At 59.6% G+C, this 18616-nt stretch carries 17 protein-coding genes and 1 pseudogene; 13 read left to right on the top strand and 5 right to left on the bottom strand.

What is annotated here, in order from left to right; all coding sequences use genetic code 11:
• Positions 1–17 precede the first annotated feature (17 nt).
• From AC1DRN_RS13925 to AC1DRN_RS13910, 4 genes are all read right to left on the bottom strand, one after another.
• Positions 18–167 (bottom strand): hypothetical protein, encoded by a 150-nt coding sequence (locus AC1DRN_RS13925; RefSeq protein ID WP_457266326.1) that lies wholly within the window; start codon positions 165–167, stop codon positions 18–20.
• A gap of 149 nt (positions 168–316) precedes the next feature.
• The gene (locus AC1DRN_RS13920; protein WP_007992761.1) at positions 317–1564 is read right to left on the bottom strand and encodes a ribonucleotide-diphosphate reductase subunit beta; all 1248 of its coding nucleotides are present in this window, start codon (positions 1562–1564) and stop codon (positions 317–319) included.
• A gap of 525 nt (positions 1565–2089) precedes the next feature.
• Positions 2090–2365, bottom strand: coding sequence for a hypothetical protein (locus AC1DRN_RS13915; RefSeq protein WP_457266315.1), 276 nt, complete (start codon positions 2363–2365; stop codon positions 2090–2092).
• Positions 2366–2555: 190 nt separating this feature from the next.
• The gene (locus AC1DRN_RS13910) at positions 2556–2819 is read right to left on the bottom strand and encodes a DUF2790 domain-containing protein (RefSeq protein ID WP_457266314.1); all 264 of its coding nucleotides are present in this window, start codon (positions 2817–2819) and stop codon (positions 2556–2558) included.
• Positions 2820–3294: 475 nt separating this feature from the next.
• On the opposite strand from AC1DRN_RS13910, the gene acs reads away from it, so the two are divergent.
• The 13 genes from acs (at position 3295) to astE (ending at position 18371) form a co-directional block, all read left to right on the top strand.
• Positions 3295–5250: an acetate--CoA ligase gene (acs, locus tag AC1DRN_RS13905; protein WP_457266313.1), complete on the top strand. Its 1956-nt coding sequence runs from the start codon at positions 3295–3297 to the stop codon at positions 5248–5250.
• A gap of 704 nt (positions 5251–5954) precedes the next feature.
• Complete coding sequence (locus AC1DRN_RS13900) at positions 5955–6731, top strand: ABC transporter substrate-binding protein (RefSeq protein ID WP_457266312.1); 777 nt, start codon at positions 5955–5957, stop codon at positions 6729–6731.
• Positions 6732–6822: 91 nt separating this feature from the next.
• The gene (locus tag AC1DRN_RS13895) at positions 6823–7512 is read left to right on the top strand and encodes an ABC transporter permease (RefSeq protein ID WP_015096506.1); all 690 of its coding nucleotides are present in this window, start codon (positions 6823–6825) and stop codon (positions 7510–7512) included.
• On the top strand, positions 7509–8207 hold the full coding sequence (locus tag AC1DRN_RS13890) for an ABC transporter permease (RefSeq protein ID WP_223459303.1): 699 nt from the start codon (positions 7509–7511) through the stop codon (positions 8205–8207). The genes AC1DRN_RS13895 and AC1DRN_RS13890 overlap by 4 nt, the downstream gene beginning before the upstream one ends.
• Before the next feature lie 37 nt (positions 8208–8244).
• The gene (locus tag AC1DRN_RS13885) at positions 8245–9009 is read left to right on the top strand and encodes an ABC transporter ATP-binding protein (RefSeq protein WP_046042317.1); all 765 of its coding nucleotides are present in this window, start codon (positions 8245–8247) and stop codon (positions 9007–9009) included.
• Between the two features lie 159 nt (positions 9010–9168).
• Complete coding sequence (argR, locus tag AC1DRN_RS13880; RefSeq protein ID WP_477786730.1) at positions 9169–10149, top strand: transcriptional regulator ArgR; 981 nt, start codon at positions 9169–9171, stop codon at positions 10147–10149.
• Positions 10150–10491: 342 nt separating this feature from the next.
• Complete coding sequence (locus AC1DRN_RS13875; protein WP_223459299.1) at positions 10492–11712, top strand: aspartate aminotransferase family protein; 1221 nt, start codon at positions 10492–10494, stop codon at positions 11710–11712.
• A 194-nt stretch (positions 11713–11906) separates the two neighbouring features.
• A complete protein-coding gene (gene aruF, locus AC1DRN_RS13870) occupies positions 11907–12926 on the top strand; it encodes an arginine/ornithine succinyltransferase subunit alpha (protein ID WP_007971023.1) in 1020 nt (339 codons plus the stop codon).
• Positions 12927–12996: 70 nt separating this feature from the next.
• On the top strand, positions 12997–14022 hold the full coding sequence (astA, locus tag AC1DRN_RS13865; RefSeq protein ID WP_108215210.1) for an arginine N-succinyltransferase: 1026 nt from the start codon (positions 12997–12999) through the stop codon (positions 14020–14022).
• Complete coding sequence (gene astD, locus AC1DRN_RS13860) at positions 14019–15488, top strand: succinylglutamate-semialdehyde dehydrogenase (protein WP_457266325.1); 1470 nt, start codon at positions 14019–14021, stop codon at positions 15486–15488. Before astA ends, astD begins: the two co-directional genes overlap by 4 nt.
• Before the next feature lie 161 nt (positions 15489–15649).
• Positions 15650–16996, top strand: coding sequence for an N-succinylarginine dihydrolase (gene astB / locus AC1DRN_RS13855; RefSeq protein ID WP_223459297.1), 1347 nt, complete (start codon positions 15650–15652; stop codon positions 16994–16996).
• A gap of 61 nt (positions 16997–17057) precedes the next feature.
• Positions 17058–17348, top strand: coding sequence for a topoisomerase II (locus tag AC1DRN_RS13850; RefSeq protein ID WP_457266311.1), 291 nt, complete (start codon positions 17058–17060; stop codon positions 17346–17348).
• Positions 17349–17360: 12 nt separating this feature from the next.
• Complete coding sequence (gene astE, locus AC1DRN_RS13845) at positions 17361–18371, top strand: succinylglutamate desuccinylase (protein ID WP_457266310.1); 1011 nt, start codon at positions 17361–17363, stop codon at positions 18369–18371.
• Between the two features lie 120 nt (positions 18372–18491).
• On the opposite strand, the pseudogene AC1DRN_RS13840 reads toward astE, so the two are convergent.
• Positions 18492–18616: pseudogene (locus AC1DRN_RS13840) on the bottom strand (6,7-dimethyl-8-ribityllumazine synthase); the annotation flags it as partial.

Below are 18616 nucleotides of genomic sequence, written 5' to 3'. Positions count from 1 at the left end.
TGAACCAGATGGACTTCTCAAAAGGTGCAAGTCTGGATATAGGCGTTTCGCCCGTTTGCTGTTTGGTCATAGAGGTCTCTGTCCTTGCCTTTTTCGACCTGATCGACGACCGACAATTTAAAAGTCAGCTCGTAATCGCGCTGACTGCGTTTTGCGCCTGTATCCATTGCGCCTTCCTGATAAGAAGCCAGAAGGTGTAAGCCTTATTCAGGACGAGACAATGGTCACAAAAAAGCCCTGAACACGTTCAGGGCTTTTCGATTTTTCCAATCTGCCGATTCAGATCACGACCGGCAGACCATGGCTCGTTCTGGAGTCAATCCCAGCTCAAAGCCCCACCAGTCTGATACTCAATAACCCGCGTCTCAAAGAAATTCTTCTCTTTCTTCAAGTCCATGATCTCGCTCATCCAAGGGAACGGGTTAGTCGTCCCCGGATACTCTTCCTTCAACCCAATCTGCGACAGACGACGGTTAGCGATGAACTTCAGGTAGTCCTCCATCATCGCCGCATTCATGCCCAATACCCCACGAGGCATGGTGTCACGTGCGTATTCAATCTCCAGCTGAGTACCTTGCAGAATCATCTGCGAAGCTTCTTCCTTCATCTCGGCATCCCACAAATGCGGGTTTTCGATTTTGATCTGGTTGATCACGTCGATGCCGAAGTTCAGGTGCATGGATTCGTCGCGCAGGATGTATTGGAACTGCTCGGCGACGCCGGTCATTTTGTTGCGGCGGCCCATGGAGAGGATCTGGGTGAAGCCGCAGTAGAAGAAGATGCCTTCCAGAACGCAGTAGTAGGCGATCAGGTTGCGCAGCAGTTCTTTGTCGGTTTCGACGGTGCCGGTTTCGAACTTCGGATCGGAGATCGAACGGGTGTATTTCAGGCCCCAGGTGGCTTTTTTCGCGACCGATGGGATCTCGTGGTACATGTTGAAGATTTCGCCTTCATCCATGGCCAGGGATTCGATGCAGTACTGGTAGGCGTGGGTGTGGATCGCCTCTTCGAAGGCCTGGCGCAGGATGTACTGGCGGCATTCCGGGTTGGTGATCAGGCGGTATACGGCCAGGACCAGGTTGTTGGCAACCAGGGAGTCGGCGGTGGAGAAGAAGCCGAGGTTGCGCATCACGATGCGGCGCTCGTCGTCGGTCAGGCCTTCCGGGTTTTTCCAGAGGGCGATGTCGGCGGTCATGTTGACTTCTTGCGGCATCCAGTGGTTTGCGCAGCCGTCCAGGTACTTCTGCCAGGCCCAGTCATATTTGAATGGCACGAGCTGGTTGAGGTCGGCGCGGCAGTTGATCATGCGCTTTTCGTCAACGGCGACACGGGCGGAGGCGCCTTCGAGTTCGGCGAGGCCTTCGGCGACGTCGAGGGAATCCAGGGCAGCCTTGGCGCGGGCCACGGCGGCGGAGTCAGAAGCGGTCACGGCACGGGCTTCCAGAGCGGCGGCACCGCCGGCGCTGTCGAGACGGTCCATGTTGGCTTCGGTGGCGTGGCCGGCGTTGGCGCTCTTGACTGCTACTTCCGTGTCTTCTTTGTCGAATTCGTCCCAGCTCAGCATGACGTGTCGTCTCCTGCGTGAGGGCCAGTGTGCCCGTGTGAAAATGGATAGTTGGTTTTTCACACGGCCTTACTGGCCGCGTTGGATCTAAAGGAATCGTTTTTTGCAGCAGCTATACGCAGGCATCAAACAGAATTTTGTACGGGTTCCGAGAGCCACTGATGGGCGCAGCAAGCGTTGATCGCTTGTGCGGGGCTTCAGACTGGCTTTTCGTCCCTGTAAGGGAATATTGCAGTCCCGTTTAAGGCCGCATTATAGGGAAGTTTTGCGTGCTGTGGGGCGGGGAAATGGCTCACGGATCGGTCGACGGGGGCCGTATTTCGGTCGGAGCGAGGGTTTACAGGGCTTTGAAGGATGTTGGCGGGGGAAGATTTTTTTTCCTGAATTTTTGCCCTGGATTATTTTTGCTCAAGAAATGACCAAAAAAGGCTTTTTTCACTACATCTTGTGTTTCGGTGGGGTTTTCTCAGGCTCCAGACACAACTAAGCCCGACCGAAGTCGGGCTGTGAAGTCACGCTGGCGGATCAGCTCAGGCGAGCGGCACCAATGTGGTCGGCACCATCGGCGGCGAGGCGGGCGGCGCCAGTGCGGTCAGCGCCGTCGGATGCGAGTTTGCCGGCGCCAATGTGGTCTGCGCCATCGGCTGCGAAGGACGCGGAACCGGTGTGGTCGTAACCGTCGGAAGCGACAGCGGCTTCAGTGGTGTAAGCAGCCGAGCCGGTGCGGTCGTAACCATCGGCGGCGAAGGTGTTGGCAGCCAGGACGGAGAGGGTCAGGGCGAGGATCAGTTGGGTTTTCATGGTCATTGCTCCAGATTCGTGGGCGTTGTTTGTCTTGGGTTGCAGTTGATACTACGCCGACTATTTCGATTAAAAAGCGCAAATAAATGCTTAAAACAATCGAATTAATCGATCATAAAGGTTCGGCGCTTCATCTGCCTGATCGAGGCGGGTGGGTCGAACCTTATTGGGGGAGGGGTGAAGCGGGGGATCAGCCGTTAGAGCAACCGTTGCCCATCGCGCTGTAACGCAGGATATGCCGTTGACCGTTGGAGTCTTCGTATTCCATTTTCATTGGCACAACTTCACAAATATTCGGTGCTTCGCTCATGGAGATCACTTTGGCGATGTCCAGATTCATCGAGTAAGTGTATTCCTCAACGGGCGGTTGTTGCTGCGCGACATCAGTCGGGACCTCGCCGGCCATGGCGGTTACGCACACGCTGCCGAGGGCCAGAACCAATAAAGCTTTCATTTAATATTTACCTTTTAGAGGTCGAGAGGGGGCACGCAATCCTTTTGGGATTGCGTGTGGAGCTTCAGTACCTGGGTGTTCGATTAACTGCCTTCGTGGGGGCTGTAACTTGGTTAATCAGGTTGCCTTGTTGGCGTGGCAGATTTTAGGCGTGGGCGCTTCGTCCATATAGCCGTGGATTTGATAAACACTTTTGACGGATCCTGTAACAATCCCTGAATAGCCTCTTCTTTTGTAGGAGCGAGCTTGCTCGCGATGAGCCAGAGAGCACCGCGGGGTGTCAGGTTGGGCGCGTTATCGTTGACGACCATCGCGAGCAGGCTCGCTCCTACAGGAACCGCGGTGGCAATGGCTTTATAGGAATTTTCACGACATTTTGTAGGGGCTTGTTACTACCATCGTCGAATGGTTCTATAGGCCCGGCCCGGCTAAAACGTGGTCATACAAAAACAACTATTCCACCGAGGTAAGAAAGATGAGTGCGGCTTCCCTGTATCCCGTTCGTCCCGAGGTTCTGGCTAACACGCTGACCGACGAGGCGACCTACAAGGCGATGTACCAGCAGTCGGTCGTCAACCCCGACGGCTTCTGGCGCGAGCAAGCCAAGCGCCTCGACTGGATCAAGCCTTTCACCACGGTGAAGCAGACTTCTTTCGACGATCACCATGTCGACATCAAGTGGTTCGCCGACGGCACCCTGAACGTTTCCTACAATTGCCTCGACCGTCATCTGGCCGAGCGCGGCGATCAGGTCGCGATCATCTGGGAGGGCGATGACCCTGCCGAAAGCCGCCACATCACTTACCGCGAACTGCACGAGCAAGTCTGCAAGTTCGCCAACGCCCTGCGTGGCCAGGACGTGCATCGCGGCGACGTGGTGACTATCTATATGCCGATGATCCCCGAAGCCGTGGTCGCCATGCTGGCCTGTACCCGGATCGGCGCGATTCACTCGGTGGTGTTCGGCGGATTCTCGCCGGAAGCCCTGGCCGGTCGCATCATCGACTGCAAATCCAAAGTGGTGATCACCGCCGACGAAGGCATTCGTGCCGGCAAGAAGATCCCACTCAAGGCCAACGTCGACGACGCGCTGACCAACCCGGAAACCAGCAGCATCCAGAAAGTCATCGTGTGCCAGCGCACCGGTGGCGACATCAAGTGGAACCAGCATCGCGACATCTGGTTCGAGGACCTGATGAAAGTGGCCGGCACCGTGTGTGCGCCGAAAGAGATGGGCGCCGAAGAAGCGCTGTTCATCCTTTACACCTCCGGCTCCACCGGCAAGCCCAAGGGCGTGCAGCACACCACCGGCGGCTACCTGCTGTACGCGGCCATGACCCACGAGCGCGTGTTCGACTACCGCCCGGGTGAAGTCTACTGGTGCACCGCCGACGTCGGCTGGGTCACCGGCCACAGTTATATCGTCTACGGCCCGCTGGCCAACGGCGCGACCACGCTGTTGTTCGAAGGCGTGCCGAACTACCCGGACATCACCCGGGTGTCGAAGATCGTCGACAAGCACAAGGTCAACATCCTCTACACCGCACCGACCGCGATCCGCGCGATGATGGCCTCGGGCACCGCCGCCGTTGAAGGCGCCGATGGCAGCAGCCTGCGCCTGTTGGGTTCGGTGGGCGAGCCGATCAACCCGGAAGCCTGGGACTGGTACTACAAGAATGTCGGCAAGTCCCGTTGCCCGATCGTCGACACCTGGTGGCAGACCGAAACCGGCGGCAACATGATGAGCCCGCTGCCGGGTGCTCATGCCCTCAAGCCAGGCTCTGCGGCGCGTCCGTTCTTCGGCGTGGTGCCGGCGCTGGTGGATAACCTGGGCAACATCGTCGAGGGCGAGGCCGAGGGTAACCTGGTGATTCTCGATTCGTGGCCAGGCCAGGCGCGTACGTTGTTTGGCGACCATGACCGTTTCGTTGATACCTACTTCAAGACTTTCCGCGGCATGTACTTCACCGGTGACGGCGCCCGTCGCGATGCCGATGGTTACTACTGGATCACCGGTCGCGTGGACGACGTGCTCAACGTGTCCGGCCACCGCATGGGTACCGCCGAGATAGAAAGCGCGATGGTCGCGCACCCGAAAGTCGCCGAAGCGGCGGTGGTCGGTGTGCCGCACGACATCAAGGGGCAGGGCATCTATGTGTATGTCACCCTTAAAAACGGTGAAGAGCCGAACGAGCAGTTGCGCCTGGAACTGAAAAACTGGGTGCGCAAGGAGATCGGTCCGATTGCTTCGCCGGATGTGATCCAGTGGGCGCCGGGGCTGCCGAAGACCCGTTCGGGCAAGATCATGCGGCGGATTCTGCGCAAGATTGCCACGGCCGAATATGACGGGTTGGGGGATATCTCTACCTTGGCTGATCCGAGTGTGGTGCAGCATTTGATTGATACGCACAGGACCATGAATGTCGCGTAAGCGGCGGTTCTGAGTCACTAAAAGCCCCATCAGGTGTTGAGCCTGGTGGGGCTTTTTTGTGCCTGAGGTTTTTGTGTTGGCTGGGCTGGCCTCATCGCGAGCAGGCTCGCTCCTACAGGGGATCTGTGGTGAATGCGGTATTTGCGTTCGACACAAAACCATTGTGGGAGCGAGCTTGCTCGCGATAGCGGTTTAGCAGGCGCTACAGCAACATCTACCAATAATTATCGGGATACTCTGTCGGCATTTTCCTACTGTTACCTGCGTTCTTTCAGGTTACTGAATGTGTAACCGTATTGCCCCGACACGGGGTGATGGGAAACGCACAGCACTGTTTTAGAGCTCTGGAAAGCCGCCCGAAAAATAAGACCCAACGCTGCGCTTGCCGGATTAGAAGGGTTTGCCAATAATAGGCCCGCAATTTGCAATACAGATCGGTTCAATGTCTTTTGCTCTTGCATGATTTTGCAGGGCTGTCAACGCGCTAAAACGGCTTTCTCGGTGCTTCTGTAATTAGTTGTCGCATTGAAGAAATATCGGCCTCGGGCCTGTCGTTAGAATGCCGATCACTCGCTCGTCGTTGCTCGTGTTGAATTTCAACACCCGCTTCCCAGGACGCAGCAACTGCTTTGCGGTTCCACTCACTCGCATATTGGGCTGTCGCTCACTCTGCCGTTTTTGCCCTTTACCGATGGAGTCCCAAGATGAAGAAACTCGTGCTGCTTGGCGCCCTGGCACTGTCCGTGCTGTCCTTGCCAACCTTCGCCGATGAAAAACCTCTGAAAATCGGTATCGAAGCGGCTTACCCTCCATTCGCCTCGAAAGCGCCGGACGGCAGCATCGTTGGTTTCGACTACGACATCGGCAACGCGTTGTGCGAAGAGATGAAGGCCAAGTGCGTCTGGGTCGAGCAAGAGTTCGACGGCCTGATCCCGGCACTGAAAGTGCGCAAGATCGACGCGATCCTGTCGTCCATGTCGATCACTGAAGATCGCAAGAAGTCCGTGGACTTCACCAACAAGTACTACAACACCCCGGCTCGCCTGGTCATGAAGGCCGGTACTCAGGTCAGCGAAGGCCTGACCGAGCTCAAGGGCAAGAACATCGGCGTGCAGCGTGGTTCGATCCACGAGCGTTTCGCCCGCGAAGTCCTGGCTCCGCTGGGTGCCGAGATCAAGCCTTACGGTTCGCAGAACGAAATTTACCTCGACGTGGCCGCCGGCCGCCTCGACGGCACCGTGGCAGACGCGACCTTGCTGGATGACGGTTTCCTGAAAACCGACGCCGGTAAAGGTTTCGCGTTCGTCGGCCCTGCGTTCACCGACGTCAAGTACTTCGGCGACGGCGTAGGCATCGCGGTGCGCAAGGGCGACAAGGCTGAGCTGGACAAGCTCAACGCCGCCATCTTGGCCATTCGCGAGAATGGCAAATACAAGCAAATCCAGGACAAGTACTTCGCCTTCGATATCTACGGCAAGTAACACGTCCCGGCGACAAGTCTGAAATGGCGCAAGCAACAGGATCTCTGAGGTTTGCGCCATTTTTTCATCCCAACTTTCGAGGACCTGAATCATGTTGAAAGGCTACGGGGCTGTCATCCTCGATGGCGCTTGGCTGACGCTTCAGCTCGCCTTGTCGTCCATGGCCATGGCCATCGTTCTGGGCCTGATCGGCGTGGCACTGCGTCTGTCGCCGGTGCGCTGGCTGGCCTGGCTGGGCGACCTGTATTCCACGGTGATCCGTGGTATTCCCGACCTGGTGCTGATCCTGCTGATTTTCTACGGCGGCCAGGATCTGCTCAACCGCGTCGCACCGCTGCTCGGCTTTGACGAGTACATCGACCTGAACCCGTTGGCCGCCGGTATCGGCACCCTGGGCTTCATTTTCGGTGCGTACCTGTCGGAAACCTTCCGTGGTGCCTTCATGGCGATCCCCAAAGGTCAGGCCGAAGCCGGCATGGCCTACGGCATGAGCAGTTTCCAGGTGTTCTTCCGGGTGTTGGTGCCGCAGATGATTCGTCTGGCGATTCCGGGTTTCACCAACAACTGGCTGGTATTGACCAAGGCTACCGCGCTGATTTCGGTGGTGGGTCTGCAAGACATGATGTTCAAGGCCAAGCAGGCGGCGGATGCCACCCGCGAGCCTTTCACCTTCTTCCTCGCAGTGGCGGCGATGTACCTGGTGATCACCAGTGTGTCGTTGCTGGCATTGCGTCACCTTGAGAAGCGCTACTCGGTAGGCGTAAGGGCGGCTGATCTATGATCTTCGACTACAACGTCATTTGGCAGGCCTTGCCGCTGTACCTCGGCGGCCTGGTGACTACCCTCAAACTGCTCGCGCTGTCGCTGTTCTTCGGCCTGCTGTGCGCCTTGCCGCTGGGCTTGATGCGCGTCTCGAAGAACGCGACCGTCAACATGTCGGCCTGGCTCTACACCTATGTGATCCGCGGCACGCCGATGCTGGTGCAGCTGTTTTTGATCTACTACGGTCTGGCGCAGTTCGAAGCGGTGCGTGAAAGCTTCCTCTGGCCGTGGCTGTCCAGCGCAACGTTTTGTGCGTGCCTGGCGTTCGCGATCAACACCAGCGCCTACACCGCCGAAATCATCGCCGGCAGCCTGCGCGCCACGCCGAACGGCGAGATCGAAGCGGCCAAGGCCATGGGCATGTCGCGGGTCAAGATGTACAAGCGCATCCTGCTGCCGTCGGCCCTGCGCCGCGCGCTGCCGCAGTACAGCAACGAAGTGATCATGATGCTGCAGACCACCAGTCTGGCGTCCATCGTGACCCTGATCGATATCACCGGTGCCGCGCGCACGGTCAACGCCCAGTTCTACCTGCCGTTCGAGGCGTACATCACCGCCGGTGTGTTCTACCTGTGCCTGACCTTCATCCTGGTGAAGCTGTTCAAGATGGCCGAGCGCCGCTGGCTGGGCTACCTGGCCCCGCGCAAGCATTGAATATCACTGACTGACTGTTTTTGTGAGAACCGACAGCATGTACAAACTTGAAGTCCAAGACCTGCATAAACGCTATGGCAGTCACGAAGTGCTCAAGGGCGTGTCCCTGAAAGCGGCAGCCGGCGATGTGATCAGCATCATCGGTTCCAGTGGCTCCGGCAAAAGTACGTTCCTGCGCTGCATCAACCTGCTGGAGCAGCCGCACGCGGGCAAGATCCTGCTCAACAACGAAGAGCTCAAGCTGGTGGCGAATAAGGACGGCGCGCTGAAGGCGGCCGACCCGAAACAGCTGCAACGCATGCGTTCGCGCCTGTCGATGGTGTTCCAGCATTTCAACCTGTGGTCGCACATGACCGCGCTGGAAAACATCATGGAGGCGCCGGTGCATGTACTTGGCATGTCCAAGGCCGAAGCACGCGAGAAAGCCGAGCACTACCTGAACAAGGTGGGCGTGGCTCATCGCAAGGATGCTTACCCAGGCCACATGTCCGGCGGCGAGCAACAGCGCGTGGCGATTGCCCGGGCGCTGGCGATGGAACCCGAGGTGATGCTGTTCGACGAACCGACCTCGGCCCTCGACCCGGAGCTGGTTGGCGACGTGTTGAAAGTCATGCAGGCCCTGGCTCAGGAAGGCCGGACCATGGTCGTGGTGACCCACGAAATGGGCTTTGCCCGTGAAGTGTCGAACCAGTTGGTGTTCCTGCACAAAGGCGTGGTCGAAGAAAGCGGCAACCCGCGCGAAGTGCTGGTGAACCCGCAATCGGAGCGTTTGCAGCAATTCCTGTCCGGCAGCTTGAAATAATCAGGACTGCCGTTGTGCACAGGGATAGTGCATGCTTCGCAGCCTGGAGGCTGGCCCCGATCCCCTGTGGGAGCTGTGCTGGTTTTGAGATTTGCGTTCATTTACGGGCTAGCATTGGCCCATGCCTTCATCACTGTTCTGCGCTTCGGATTGCCCACCATGACTGCCCATCGAATTGGTTTCCTGATTTGGCCCAGCACTAAAGCACTGACGCTTACGCTGGCTGAGGAGGCCTTGCGTGTTGCCCAGCGTGTGCATCCGGACGTGGTTTACGAACTGTCATTCCTGCAGGCCGAACCGCCGACCGAAGGCGAATGGCAGTTGCCGGGTGAAGCGTGGACCGGCAAGCTCGAAAATTTCCAGAAGCTGTTCCTGCTCGCTGATGAGCCACCGACCGCACTGGCGCCAGCGCTCAGCAGTGCGCTTAAACAGCTGGTGCGTGCCGGCTGTGTGATCGGCGGTCTTTCAGCCGGTGTTTATCCATTGGCGCAATTGGGCTTGCTCGACGGTTATCGCGCGGCCGTGCATTGGCGCTGGCAGGACGATTTCGCCGAGCGCTTTCCGAAAGTCATCGCCACCAGTCACCTGTTCGACTGGGATCGCGATCGCCTGACGGCGTGCGGCGGCCTGTCGGTGCTCGACTTGTTGCTGGCAGTGCTGGCCCGCGACCATGGTGCGGAACTGGCCGGTGCGGTGTCCGAAGAGCTGGTGGTCGAGCGCATTCGCGAAGGTGGTGAACGCCAGCGCATTCCGTTGCAGAACCGCCTCGGTTCCAGCCATCCGAAGCTCACACAAGCCGTGTTGCTCATGGAAGCCAACATTGAAGAGCCGCTGACCACCGACGAAATCGCCCAGCACGTGTGCGTGTCCCGTCGACAGCTGGAGCGCATCTTCAAGCAATACCTCAACCGTGTGCCGAGCCAGTACTACCTGGAACTGCGCCTGAACAAGGCCCGGCAGATGTTGATGCAAACCAGCAAGTCGATCATCCWGATCGGCCTGTCCTGTGGCTTCTCCTCGGGGCCGCACTTCTCCAGCGCCTATCGCAATTTCTTCGGCGCCACGCCGCGGGAAGATCGCAATCAGCGGCGTAGCAGTAGCCCGTTCGAATTGTCGTCGGTGCCGGCCGAACGTAGCTAGTTGGCTGTAGGAGCGAGCCTGCTCGCGATGGATTCAAGAGCGCCGCGTTTAACCAGTAAACACGCGTTATCGTTAACGACCATCGCGAGCAAGCTCGCTCCTACAGGGGAAGGTGGGCGAGCGGTAGATTTTTATCAGCACCGGCTAACTGCCTATAAACCGCCGCGCCAGTTAAACTGCGCCTTTGCGACCCTATATGTCGCATTGCCGTAAACCCGGGAAAATCCGGGGTTTGCGCTATAAGAAGTTGTCGCTTGGCGGCAAGGCCGGGCTGAAAACTGTCCTTACAATCCCCTCATCGCTCGCCAGTTTCAGGCGAGTGTTCCTTTTCAGGAGACTCCGATGTCCGTTGAGCACGCTGCGGTACAACGCGCCGATTTCGACCAGGTAATGGTTCCCAACTACGCGCCTGCCGCATTCATTCCTGTGCGTGGCGCCGGTTCCCGCGTCTGGGACCAGTCCGGTCGCGAGCTGATCGACTTCGCCGGCGGGATTGCCGTAAACGTATTGGGCCACGCGCATCCAGCGCTGGTCGGCGCGTTGACCGAGCAGGCGAACAAGCTGTGGCACGTGTCCAACGTGTTCACCAATGAGCCGGCCCTGCGCCTGGCCCATAAGCTGATCGACGCCACGTTTGCCGACCGTGCCTTCTTCTGCAACTCCGGCGCCGAAGCCAACGAGGCCGCTTTCAAGTTGGCTCGTCGTGTCGGTCATGACCGATTCGGCAGCGAGAAGTACGAGATCATCGCCGCGCTCAACAGCTTCCACGGCCGTACTCTGTTCACCGTGAACGTTGGTGGCCAGTCGAAGTATTCCGATGGCTTCGGTCCAAAAATCACTGGTATCACCCACGTGCCGTACAACGATCTGGCCGCGCTGAAAGCCGCCATTTCCGACAAGACTTGCGCCGTGGTGCTGGAGCCGATCCAGGGCGAAAGCGGTGTGATCCCGGCTGAACTGGAATACCTGCAAGGTGCCCGCGAACTCTGCACCGCGCACAACGCGCTGCTGATTTTCGACGAAGTGCAAACCGGCATGGGCCGTACCGGCCATCTGTTCGCCTACCAGCATTACGGCGTGATCCCGGACATCCTGACCAGCGCCAAGAGCCTGGGCGGTGGTTTCCCGATCGCGGCGATGCTGACCACCGAAGACCTGGCCAAGCACCTGGTCGTCGGCACCCACGGCACCACTTACGGCGGCAACCCGCTGGCGTGTGCTGTCGCGGAAGCGGTGATCGATGTGATCAACACCCCGCAAGTACTGGCCGGCGTCAACGCCAAGCACGACAAGTTCAAGGCCCGCCTTGAGCAGATCGGCGAGAAATACGGGCTGTTCACCAAGGTCCGCGGCATGGGCCTGTTGATCGGCTGTGTGCTGAGCGATGCCTGGAAAGGCAAGGCCAAGGACATCTTCAACGCCGCTGAGCAAGAAGGCCTGATGGTTCTGCAAGCCGGCCCGGACGTGGTGCGTTTCGCCCCAAGCCTGGTGGTGGAAGATGCCGATATCGATGCCGGCCTGGACCGCTTCGAACGTGCCGCAGCAAAACTGACGCAAGCCTGATAGACCCTTCGACGCCTGACCTTTCAGGCGTCGAACCCAATTTTTGTTCCGGCCCTGCTTTTCTGTAGGAGCGAGCCTGCTCGCGATGGTGGATCAGCAACAATGATGTCGCCTGACACACCATCGCGAGCAGGCTCGCTCCTACAAGGGGCCGGCTATTTTCCTCAAAGAATTTTAGAAAAAGGAGTGACACCATGCTGGTGATGCGCCCCGCGCAAATGGCTGATCTGGGCGAGGTACAGCGTCTGGCTGCGGACAGCCCGATTGGTGTCACTTCCTTGCCGGATGACGTTGAACGCCTGAGCGACAAGATCGCGGCAAGCGAAGCCTCGTTCGCCGCCGAAGTGAGCTTCAACGGCGAGGAAAGCTATTTCTTCGTCCTCGAAGACTCTGCCACCGGCAAGCTGGTCGGTTGCTCGGCCATCGTGGCGTCGGCCGGTTACTCCGAACCGTTCTACAGCTTCCGCAACGAAACCTTCGTGCACGCTTCCCGCGAGCTGAAAATTCACAACAAGATCCACGTGCTCTCGCAGTGCCACGACCTGACCGGCAACAGCTTGCTGACCAGTTTCTACGTGCAGCGGGATCTGGTGGGCTCGCCTTGGTCAGAGCTCAATTCCCGTGGCCGTCTGCTGTTCGTCGCCAGCCACCCGGAGCGTTTTGCCGATTCCGTGGTGACCGAGATCGTCGGTTACAGCGATGAAAATGGCGACTCGCCATTCTGGGACGCCATCGGTCGCAACTTTTTCGACCTCAACTACGCTGAAGCCGAGCGTCTGTGCGGCCTGAAGAGCCGGACGTTCCTCGCCGAACTGATGCCGCATTACCCGATCTACGTGCCCCTGCTGCCGGACTCCGCGCAAGAAGCCATGGGCCAGGTGCACCCGCGGGCGCAGATCACCTTCGACATCCTGATGCGCGAAGGCTTCGAGACCGATCACTACATCGACATCTTCGACGGCGGCCCGACCCTGCATGCCCGTGTCTCGGGGATCCGTTCGATCGCCCAGAGCCGTGTGGTGCCGGTGAAGATCGGTGAGCCGGTCAAAGGTGTCGGTCGCCAGTATCTGGTTGCCAATGCCCAGTTGCAGGACTACCGCGCGGTCATGCTCGAGCTTGACTACGCGCCGGGTAAACCGGTGACCCTGGACCTGGAAGCGGCCGAAGCCCTGGGCGTCGGCGAGGGTGCCAGCGTGCGCCTGGTGGCGGTTTAACGTCGCAATTGATGCCTAGAAAGCAGCGAAGTTTCACGGGTGGCGCAAGCGGCCCGTTTGAGGAGATAGCATGATCGTTCGTCCCGTACGCAGCAGCGATTTACCCGCTCTGATCGACCTGGCCCGCAGCACCGGCACCGGCCTGACCACCTTGCCGGCCAACGAAGAGCGGCTGGCCCATCGGGTCGGCTGGGCCGAGAAGACCTTTCGCGGCGAAGCCGGGCGGGGTGATGCGGACTATCTGTTCGTGCTCGAAGATGATGACGGTCGCGTGGTGGGTATTTCCGCCATTGCCGGCGCCGTCGGCCTGCGTGAGCCCTGGTACAACTTCCGGGTCGGTCTGACAGTCAGCGCTTCGCAAGAGCTGAACATCTATCGTGAAATCCCGACGCTGTTCCTGGCCAACGACCTGACCGGCAACTCCGAGCTGTGCTCGCTGTTCCTGCACGCCGATTACCGCAGTGGCCTCAACGGTCGCATGCTGTCCAAGGCGCGGATGCTGTTCATCGCCGAGTTCCCGCAACTGTTCGGCAACAAGATCATCGCCGAAATGCGCGGTGTTTCCGACGAAGCCGGGCGTTCGCCGTTCTGGGAAAGCCTGGGCCGGCACTTCTTCAAGATGGAGTTCAGCCAGGCTGACTACCTGACCGGCGTCGGCAACAAGGCGTTCATCGCCGAACTGATGCCGAAATTCCCGCTGTACACCTGCTTCCTGTCGCCGGATGCGCGCAACGTCATCGGTCAGGTGCACCCGGACACCGAGCCGGCGCTGGCCATGCTCAAGAGCGAAGGCTTCAGCTACCAGGGCTACGTCGACATTTTCGACGCAGGTCCTGCGATCGAATGCGAAACCGGCAAGATCCGCGCCGTGCGCGACAGCCAGGCGCTGGTGCTGGCCGTTGGCACGCCAGGCGACGACGCCACGCCATTCATCATTCACAACCGCAAGCGCGAAGACTGCCGCATCACTGCCGCTCCGGCACGTCTGGCCGCCGGCACTCTGGTGGTCGATTCGAAGACCGCCAAACGTCTTCAACTCAACGCTGGCGATCAAGTGCGCGCCGTGGCGTTGTCCGCAGCTCGGGAGTCGAAATAATGAAGTCGCTTTACATCGCAGGTGAATGGCTGGCAGGTGAGGGCGAAGCCTTCGAGTCGCTGAACCCGGTGACCCAGCAGGTGCTGTGGTCCGGCGTCGGTGCCACCGCCGCTCAGGTCGAGTCGGCTGTGCACGCGGCGCGTCAGGCGTTCCCGGGCTGGGCGCGGCGTACCCTGGAAGAACGCATTTCGGTGCTGGAAGCCTTTGCTGCTGCCCTGAAGACCCACGCGGACGAACTGGCTCATACCATCGGCGAAGAAACCGGCAAACCCCTGTGGGAAGCGGCGACTGAAGTCACCAGCATGGTCAACAAGATTGCCATCTCGGTGCAGAGCTACCGCGAACGTACCGGCGAGAAGAGCGGTCCGTTGGGCGATGCCACCGCTGTGCTGCGCCATAAACCCCACGGTGTGGTGGCAGTGTTCGGTCCTTACAACTTCCCGGGTCACCTGCCGAACGGCCACATCGTGCCGGCACTGCTGGCCGGTAACAGCGTGCTGTTCAAGCCAAGCGAACTGACACCGAAAGTCGCCGAGTTGACGGTCAAGTGCTGGATCGAGGCCGGTCTGCCGGCCGGCGTATTGAATTTGCTGCAAGGCGCTCGCGAAACCGGTATCGCCCTGGCGGCGAACCCGGGCATCGACGGCCTGTTCTTCACCGGCTCCAGCCGCACCGGCAATCACCTGCACCAGCAATTCGCCGGTCGTCCGGACAAGATCCTGGCGCTGGAGATGGGCGGTAACAACCCGCTGGTGGTCGATCAGGTTGCGGACCTCGATGCCGCGGTGTACACGATCATTCAGTCGGCGTTCATCTCCGCCGGCCAGCGCTGCACCTGCGCCCGGCGCTTGCTGGTGCCACAAGGTGCCTGGGGCGACTCGCTGCTGGCGCGTCTGGTGGCGGTCAGCTCGACAATTGAAGTCGGTGCCTTCGATCAGCAACCGGCGCCGTTCATGGGCTCGGTGGTTTCCCTTGGTGCTGCGAAAGCGTTGATGGATGCGCAAGAACATCTGCTGGCCAACGGCGCCGTGGCGCTGCTGGAAATGACTCAGCCTCAGGCTCATTCGGCCTTGCTGACCCCGGGCATCCTGGATGTGACCACTGTCGCCGATCGTCCTGACGAAGAACTGTTCGGCCCGTTGCTGCAGGTGATCCGCTACGTTGATTTTGCAGCGGCGATCGCTGAAGCCAACGACACTGCCTACGGTCTGGCCGCCGGCCTGCTGTCGGATTCCGAAGCGCGTTACCAGCAATTCTGGCTGGAAAGCCGCGCCGGTATCGTCAACTGGAACAAACAGCTGACCGGTGCCGCGAGCAGCGCGCCGTTCGGCGGCGTCGGCGCCTCGGGCAACCACCGCGCCAGTGCCTACTACGCGGCGGATTACTGCGCGTATCCGGTGGCCTCGCTGGAAACGCCGAGCCTGGTATTGCCTGCCGCCCTGACGCCTGGCGTGAAGATGGCGTGATGCCCATCGCCAGCAGGCTGGCTCCCACAGGTTCGGTGGTGGATACACATTTGGTGTACGACACAAACCCTGTAGGAGCGAGCCTGCTCGCGATGGCCGCGCCTCGGTCTCAAATCTAGTTACTGAAGCCTATAACAACAGATTCTCGTGGAGCCTCGCCGATGAAATCCTATGAAGTCAATTTTGACGGTCTAGTGGGGCCGACCCACAACTACGGCGGCCTGTCCTACGGCAACGTCGCGTCCCAGAGCAACAGCCAGCAGTCTTCCAACCCCAAGGAAGCGGCGCTGCAAGGCCTGGCAAAAATGAAAGCGCTGATGGAAATGGGTTTCCAGCAAGGCGTACTGGCACCGCAAGAGCGCCCGGATGTGGCCGCACTGCGTCGCCTGGGCTTTGGCGGCACCGACGCTCAAGTGATCGAGCGCGCTGCCAAAGAGGCGATGCCGCTGCTGGTGGCCAGTTGCTCGGCCTCGAGCATGTGGGTGGCCAACGCCGCCACCGTCAGCCCGAGCGCCGACACGGCTGACGGTCGCGTGCATTTCACCGCGGCCAACCTCAATTGCAAATACCACCGCAGCATCGAACACCCGACTACCAGCCGCGTGCTGGGGGCGATGTTCGCTGACCAGAAACACTTCGCCCACCACGCCGCCTTGCCGGCCGTGGCGCAATTCGGTGACGAAGGCGCGGCCAACCACACGCGTTTCTGCCGTGAATACGGCGAAGCCGGTGTCGAGTTCTTCGTATTCGGCCGCAGCGCGTTCGACACCCGCTACCCGGCACCGCAGAAGTACCCGGCGCGCCAGACCCTCGAAGCATCCCAGGCCGTTGCCCGTTTGCACGGCTTGAGCGATGACGGCGTGGTCTACGCCCAGCAGAACCCGTCGGTGATTGATCAGGGTGTGTTCCACAACGACGTGATCGCAGTCGGCAACGGCGAAGTGCTGTTCTATCACGAGGACGCGTTCCTCGAGACCGAGAAGATGCTCGCTGAATTGCAGAGCAAACTCGCCAAAGTCGGTGGGAAATTTCAGTCTGTCTGTGTTCCGCGTTCCGCGGTCAGCGTGGAAGACGCGGTTCGTTCCTACCTGTTCAATAGCCAACTGCTGTCGCGTCCTGACGGCTCCATGCTGTTGATCGTTCCGGAAGAATGCCGTGGCAACGAGCGTGTCTGGCAATACTTGCAGGGTTTGACCAGCTCCGGCGGCCTGATCCGCGAAGTGAAAGTCTTCGATCTCAAGCAGAGCATGCAGAACGGCGGTGGCCCGGCTTGCCTGCGGTTGCGCGTCGCACTCAACGAAACCGAGCTGGCGGCCGTCAATCAAGGGGTTATCATGACGGCGCCGTTGTACGGCACACTGACCGAATGGGTCGAGAAGCACTACCGCGACCGCATGACCGAAAACGATCTGGCGGACCCGCAATTGCTGCTTGAGTGCCGGACGGCACTGGATGAACTGACGCAAATCCTTAAACTGGGCGCGGTTTATCCATTCCAGATCAATTGATCGACGGCGCGCCGCCCTGTATGGCAGCGCGCTGCTTCATCTCAAACGAGAGCGTAAAGACATGAGCGATACCCTGCAGCTGATCCTTGAAGACACCGACGGCACGCAACTGGAGACTACCTGCACCCGCGTCGCGGTCATGTGGCAAGGCAAAGAGCTGTGGATCCAGCAGGACGGCCGCGGCCAACTGTTGATCGGCGTGGACGTCGAAGAAGGCGACGCCGAATACGCCAACCTGCTGTTGCGCCCATTGGCGACTAATCTGGTAAGTCTGCAACTGGAGATGGAACCGGCTGAACTCGGCGACGACGAGGATCACGTTCACGGCCCGGATTGCAACCACGACCACTAAGGAAACCGCTCTATGCTCGCCCTCGGCAAACTGCTTGAACTGACCCTCGCCGGCCGTGAACCGGCGGAGAAGACTCAACTGACTGTCGAAGGCGTGCGCATGCGCTGGTTGAGCGAAGGTGCGCTGGAAGTCCGGCCACCTGAAGCGCGTGACAATGGCCTGGACCTGCTGCTGTCGGCGGGGATCCACGGCAATGAAACAGCGCCGATCGAGTTGCTCGATCGCCTGTTGCACGACATTGCCCGCGGCGACTTGAAGCCGCGCGCACGTATTCTGTTCCTGTTCGGCAACCCCGAGGCGATTCGCAAGGGCGAGCGTTTCGTCGAGCAGGACGTCAATCGGCTGTTCAATGGCCGTCATGAACAAAGCAGTGGCTGCGAAGCCTTGCGTGCTTGTGAGCTGGAGCGGTTGGCGGCGAGTTTCTTCTGTCTGCCTGATCGTCAGCGCCTGCATTACGACCTGCACACGGCCATTCGTGGCTCGAAAATCGAGCAGTTTGCCTTGTACCCATGGAAAGAAGACCGCCAGCATTCGCGTCAGGAACTGGCGCGCCTGCGCGCCGCCGGCATGGAAGCGGTTTTGCTGCAGAACAAGCCGTCCATCGTGTTCAGCTCCTACACCTACGACAAGCTCGGTGCCGAAGCTTTCACCCTGGAACTCGGCAAGGCGCGGCCATTCGGGCAGAACGCCGGGGTCAATGTCTCGCTGCTGGAGGCGCGCCTCAAGCAGATCATCGAAGGCACCGAGCCGGAATTGACTGACAAAGCACTGGACGGTTTGCAGCTGTACAGCGTGGCACGGGAAATCATCAAGCACAGCGACAGCTTCCGCCTGAACCTGCCGGCGGACATCGAGAATTTTTCGGAGCTGGAAGTGGGTTATCTGCTGGCGGAAGACATTGCCAACACCCGCTGGATCATCGAGGAGGAGGGCGCCCGGATCATCTTCCCGAACCCCAAGGTGAAGAACGGTTTGCGTGCCGGCATCCTGGTCGTGCCGACCACCGACGAAAACCTGGCCTGAATTCAGCGTAGAACCCATGTAGGAGCGAGCCTGCTCGCGATRGCGGTGTATCAGTCAGMATAAATGTCGACTGACAGTCCGCCATCGCGAGCAGGCTCGCTCCTACAGGTTTTGCGGTGATTATACGGCTAGCGCACGCGGCTCGGTGCGACGCAGCGAACGGATCTTCAGCAACGTATCCGCACAGGTCTTCGCCGCTTCCTGGCCTTTATGCAGGAAATGCTCGAAGAAGAACTTCTGGTGCT

The organism is Pseudomonas sp. P5_B3 (assembly GCF_056400405.1).
The sequence above is the reverse complement of the archived record's forward strand: the minus strand, read 5'-3'. Positions and strand labels throughout refer to the sequence as shown.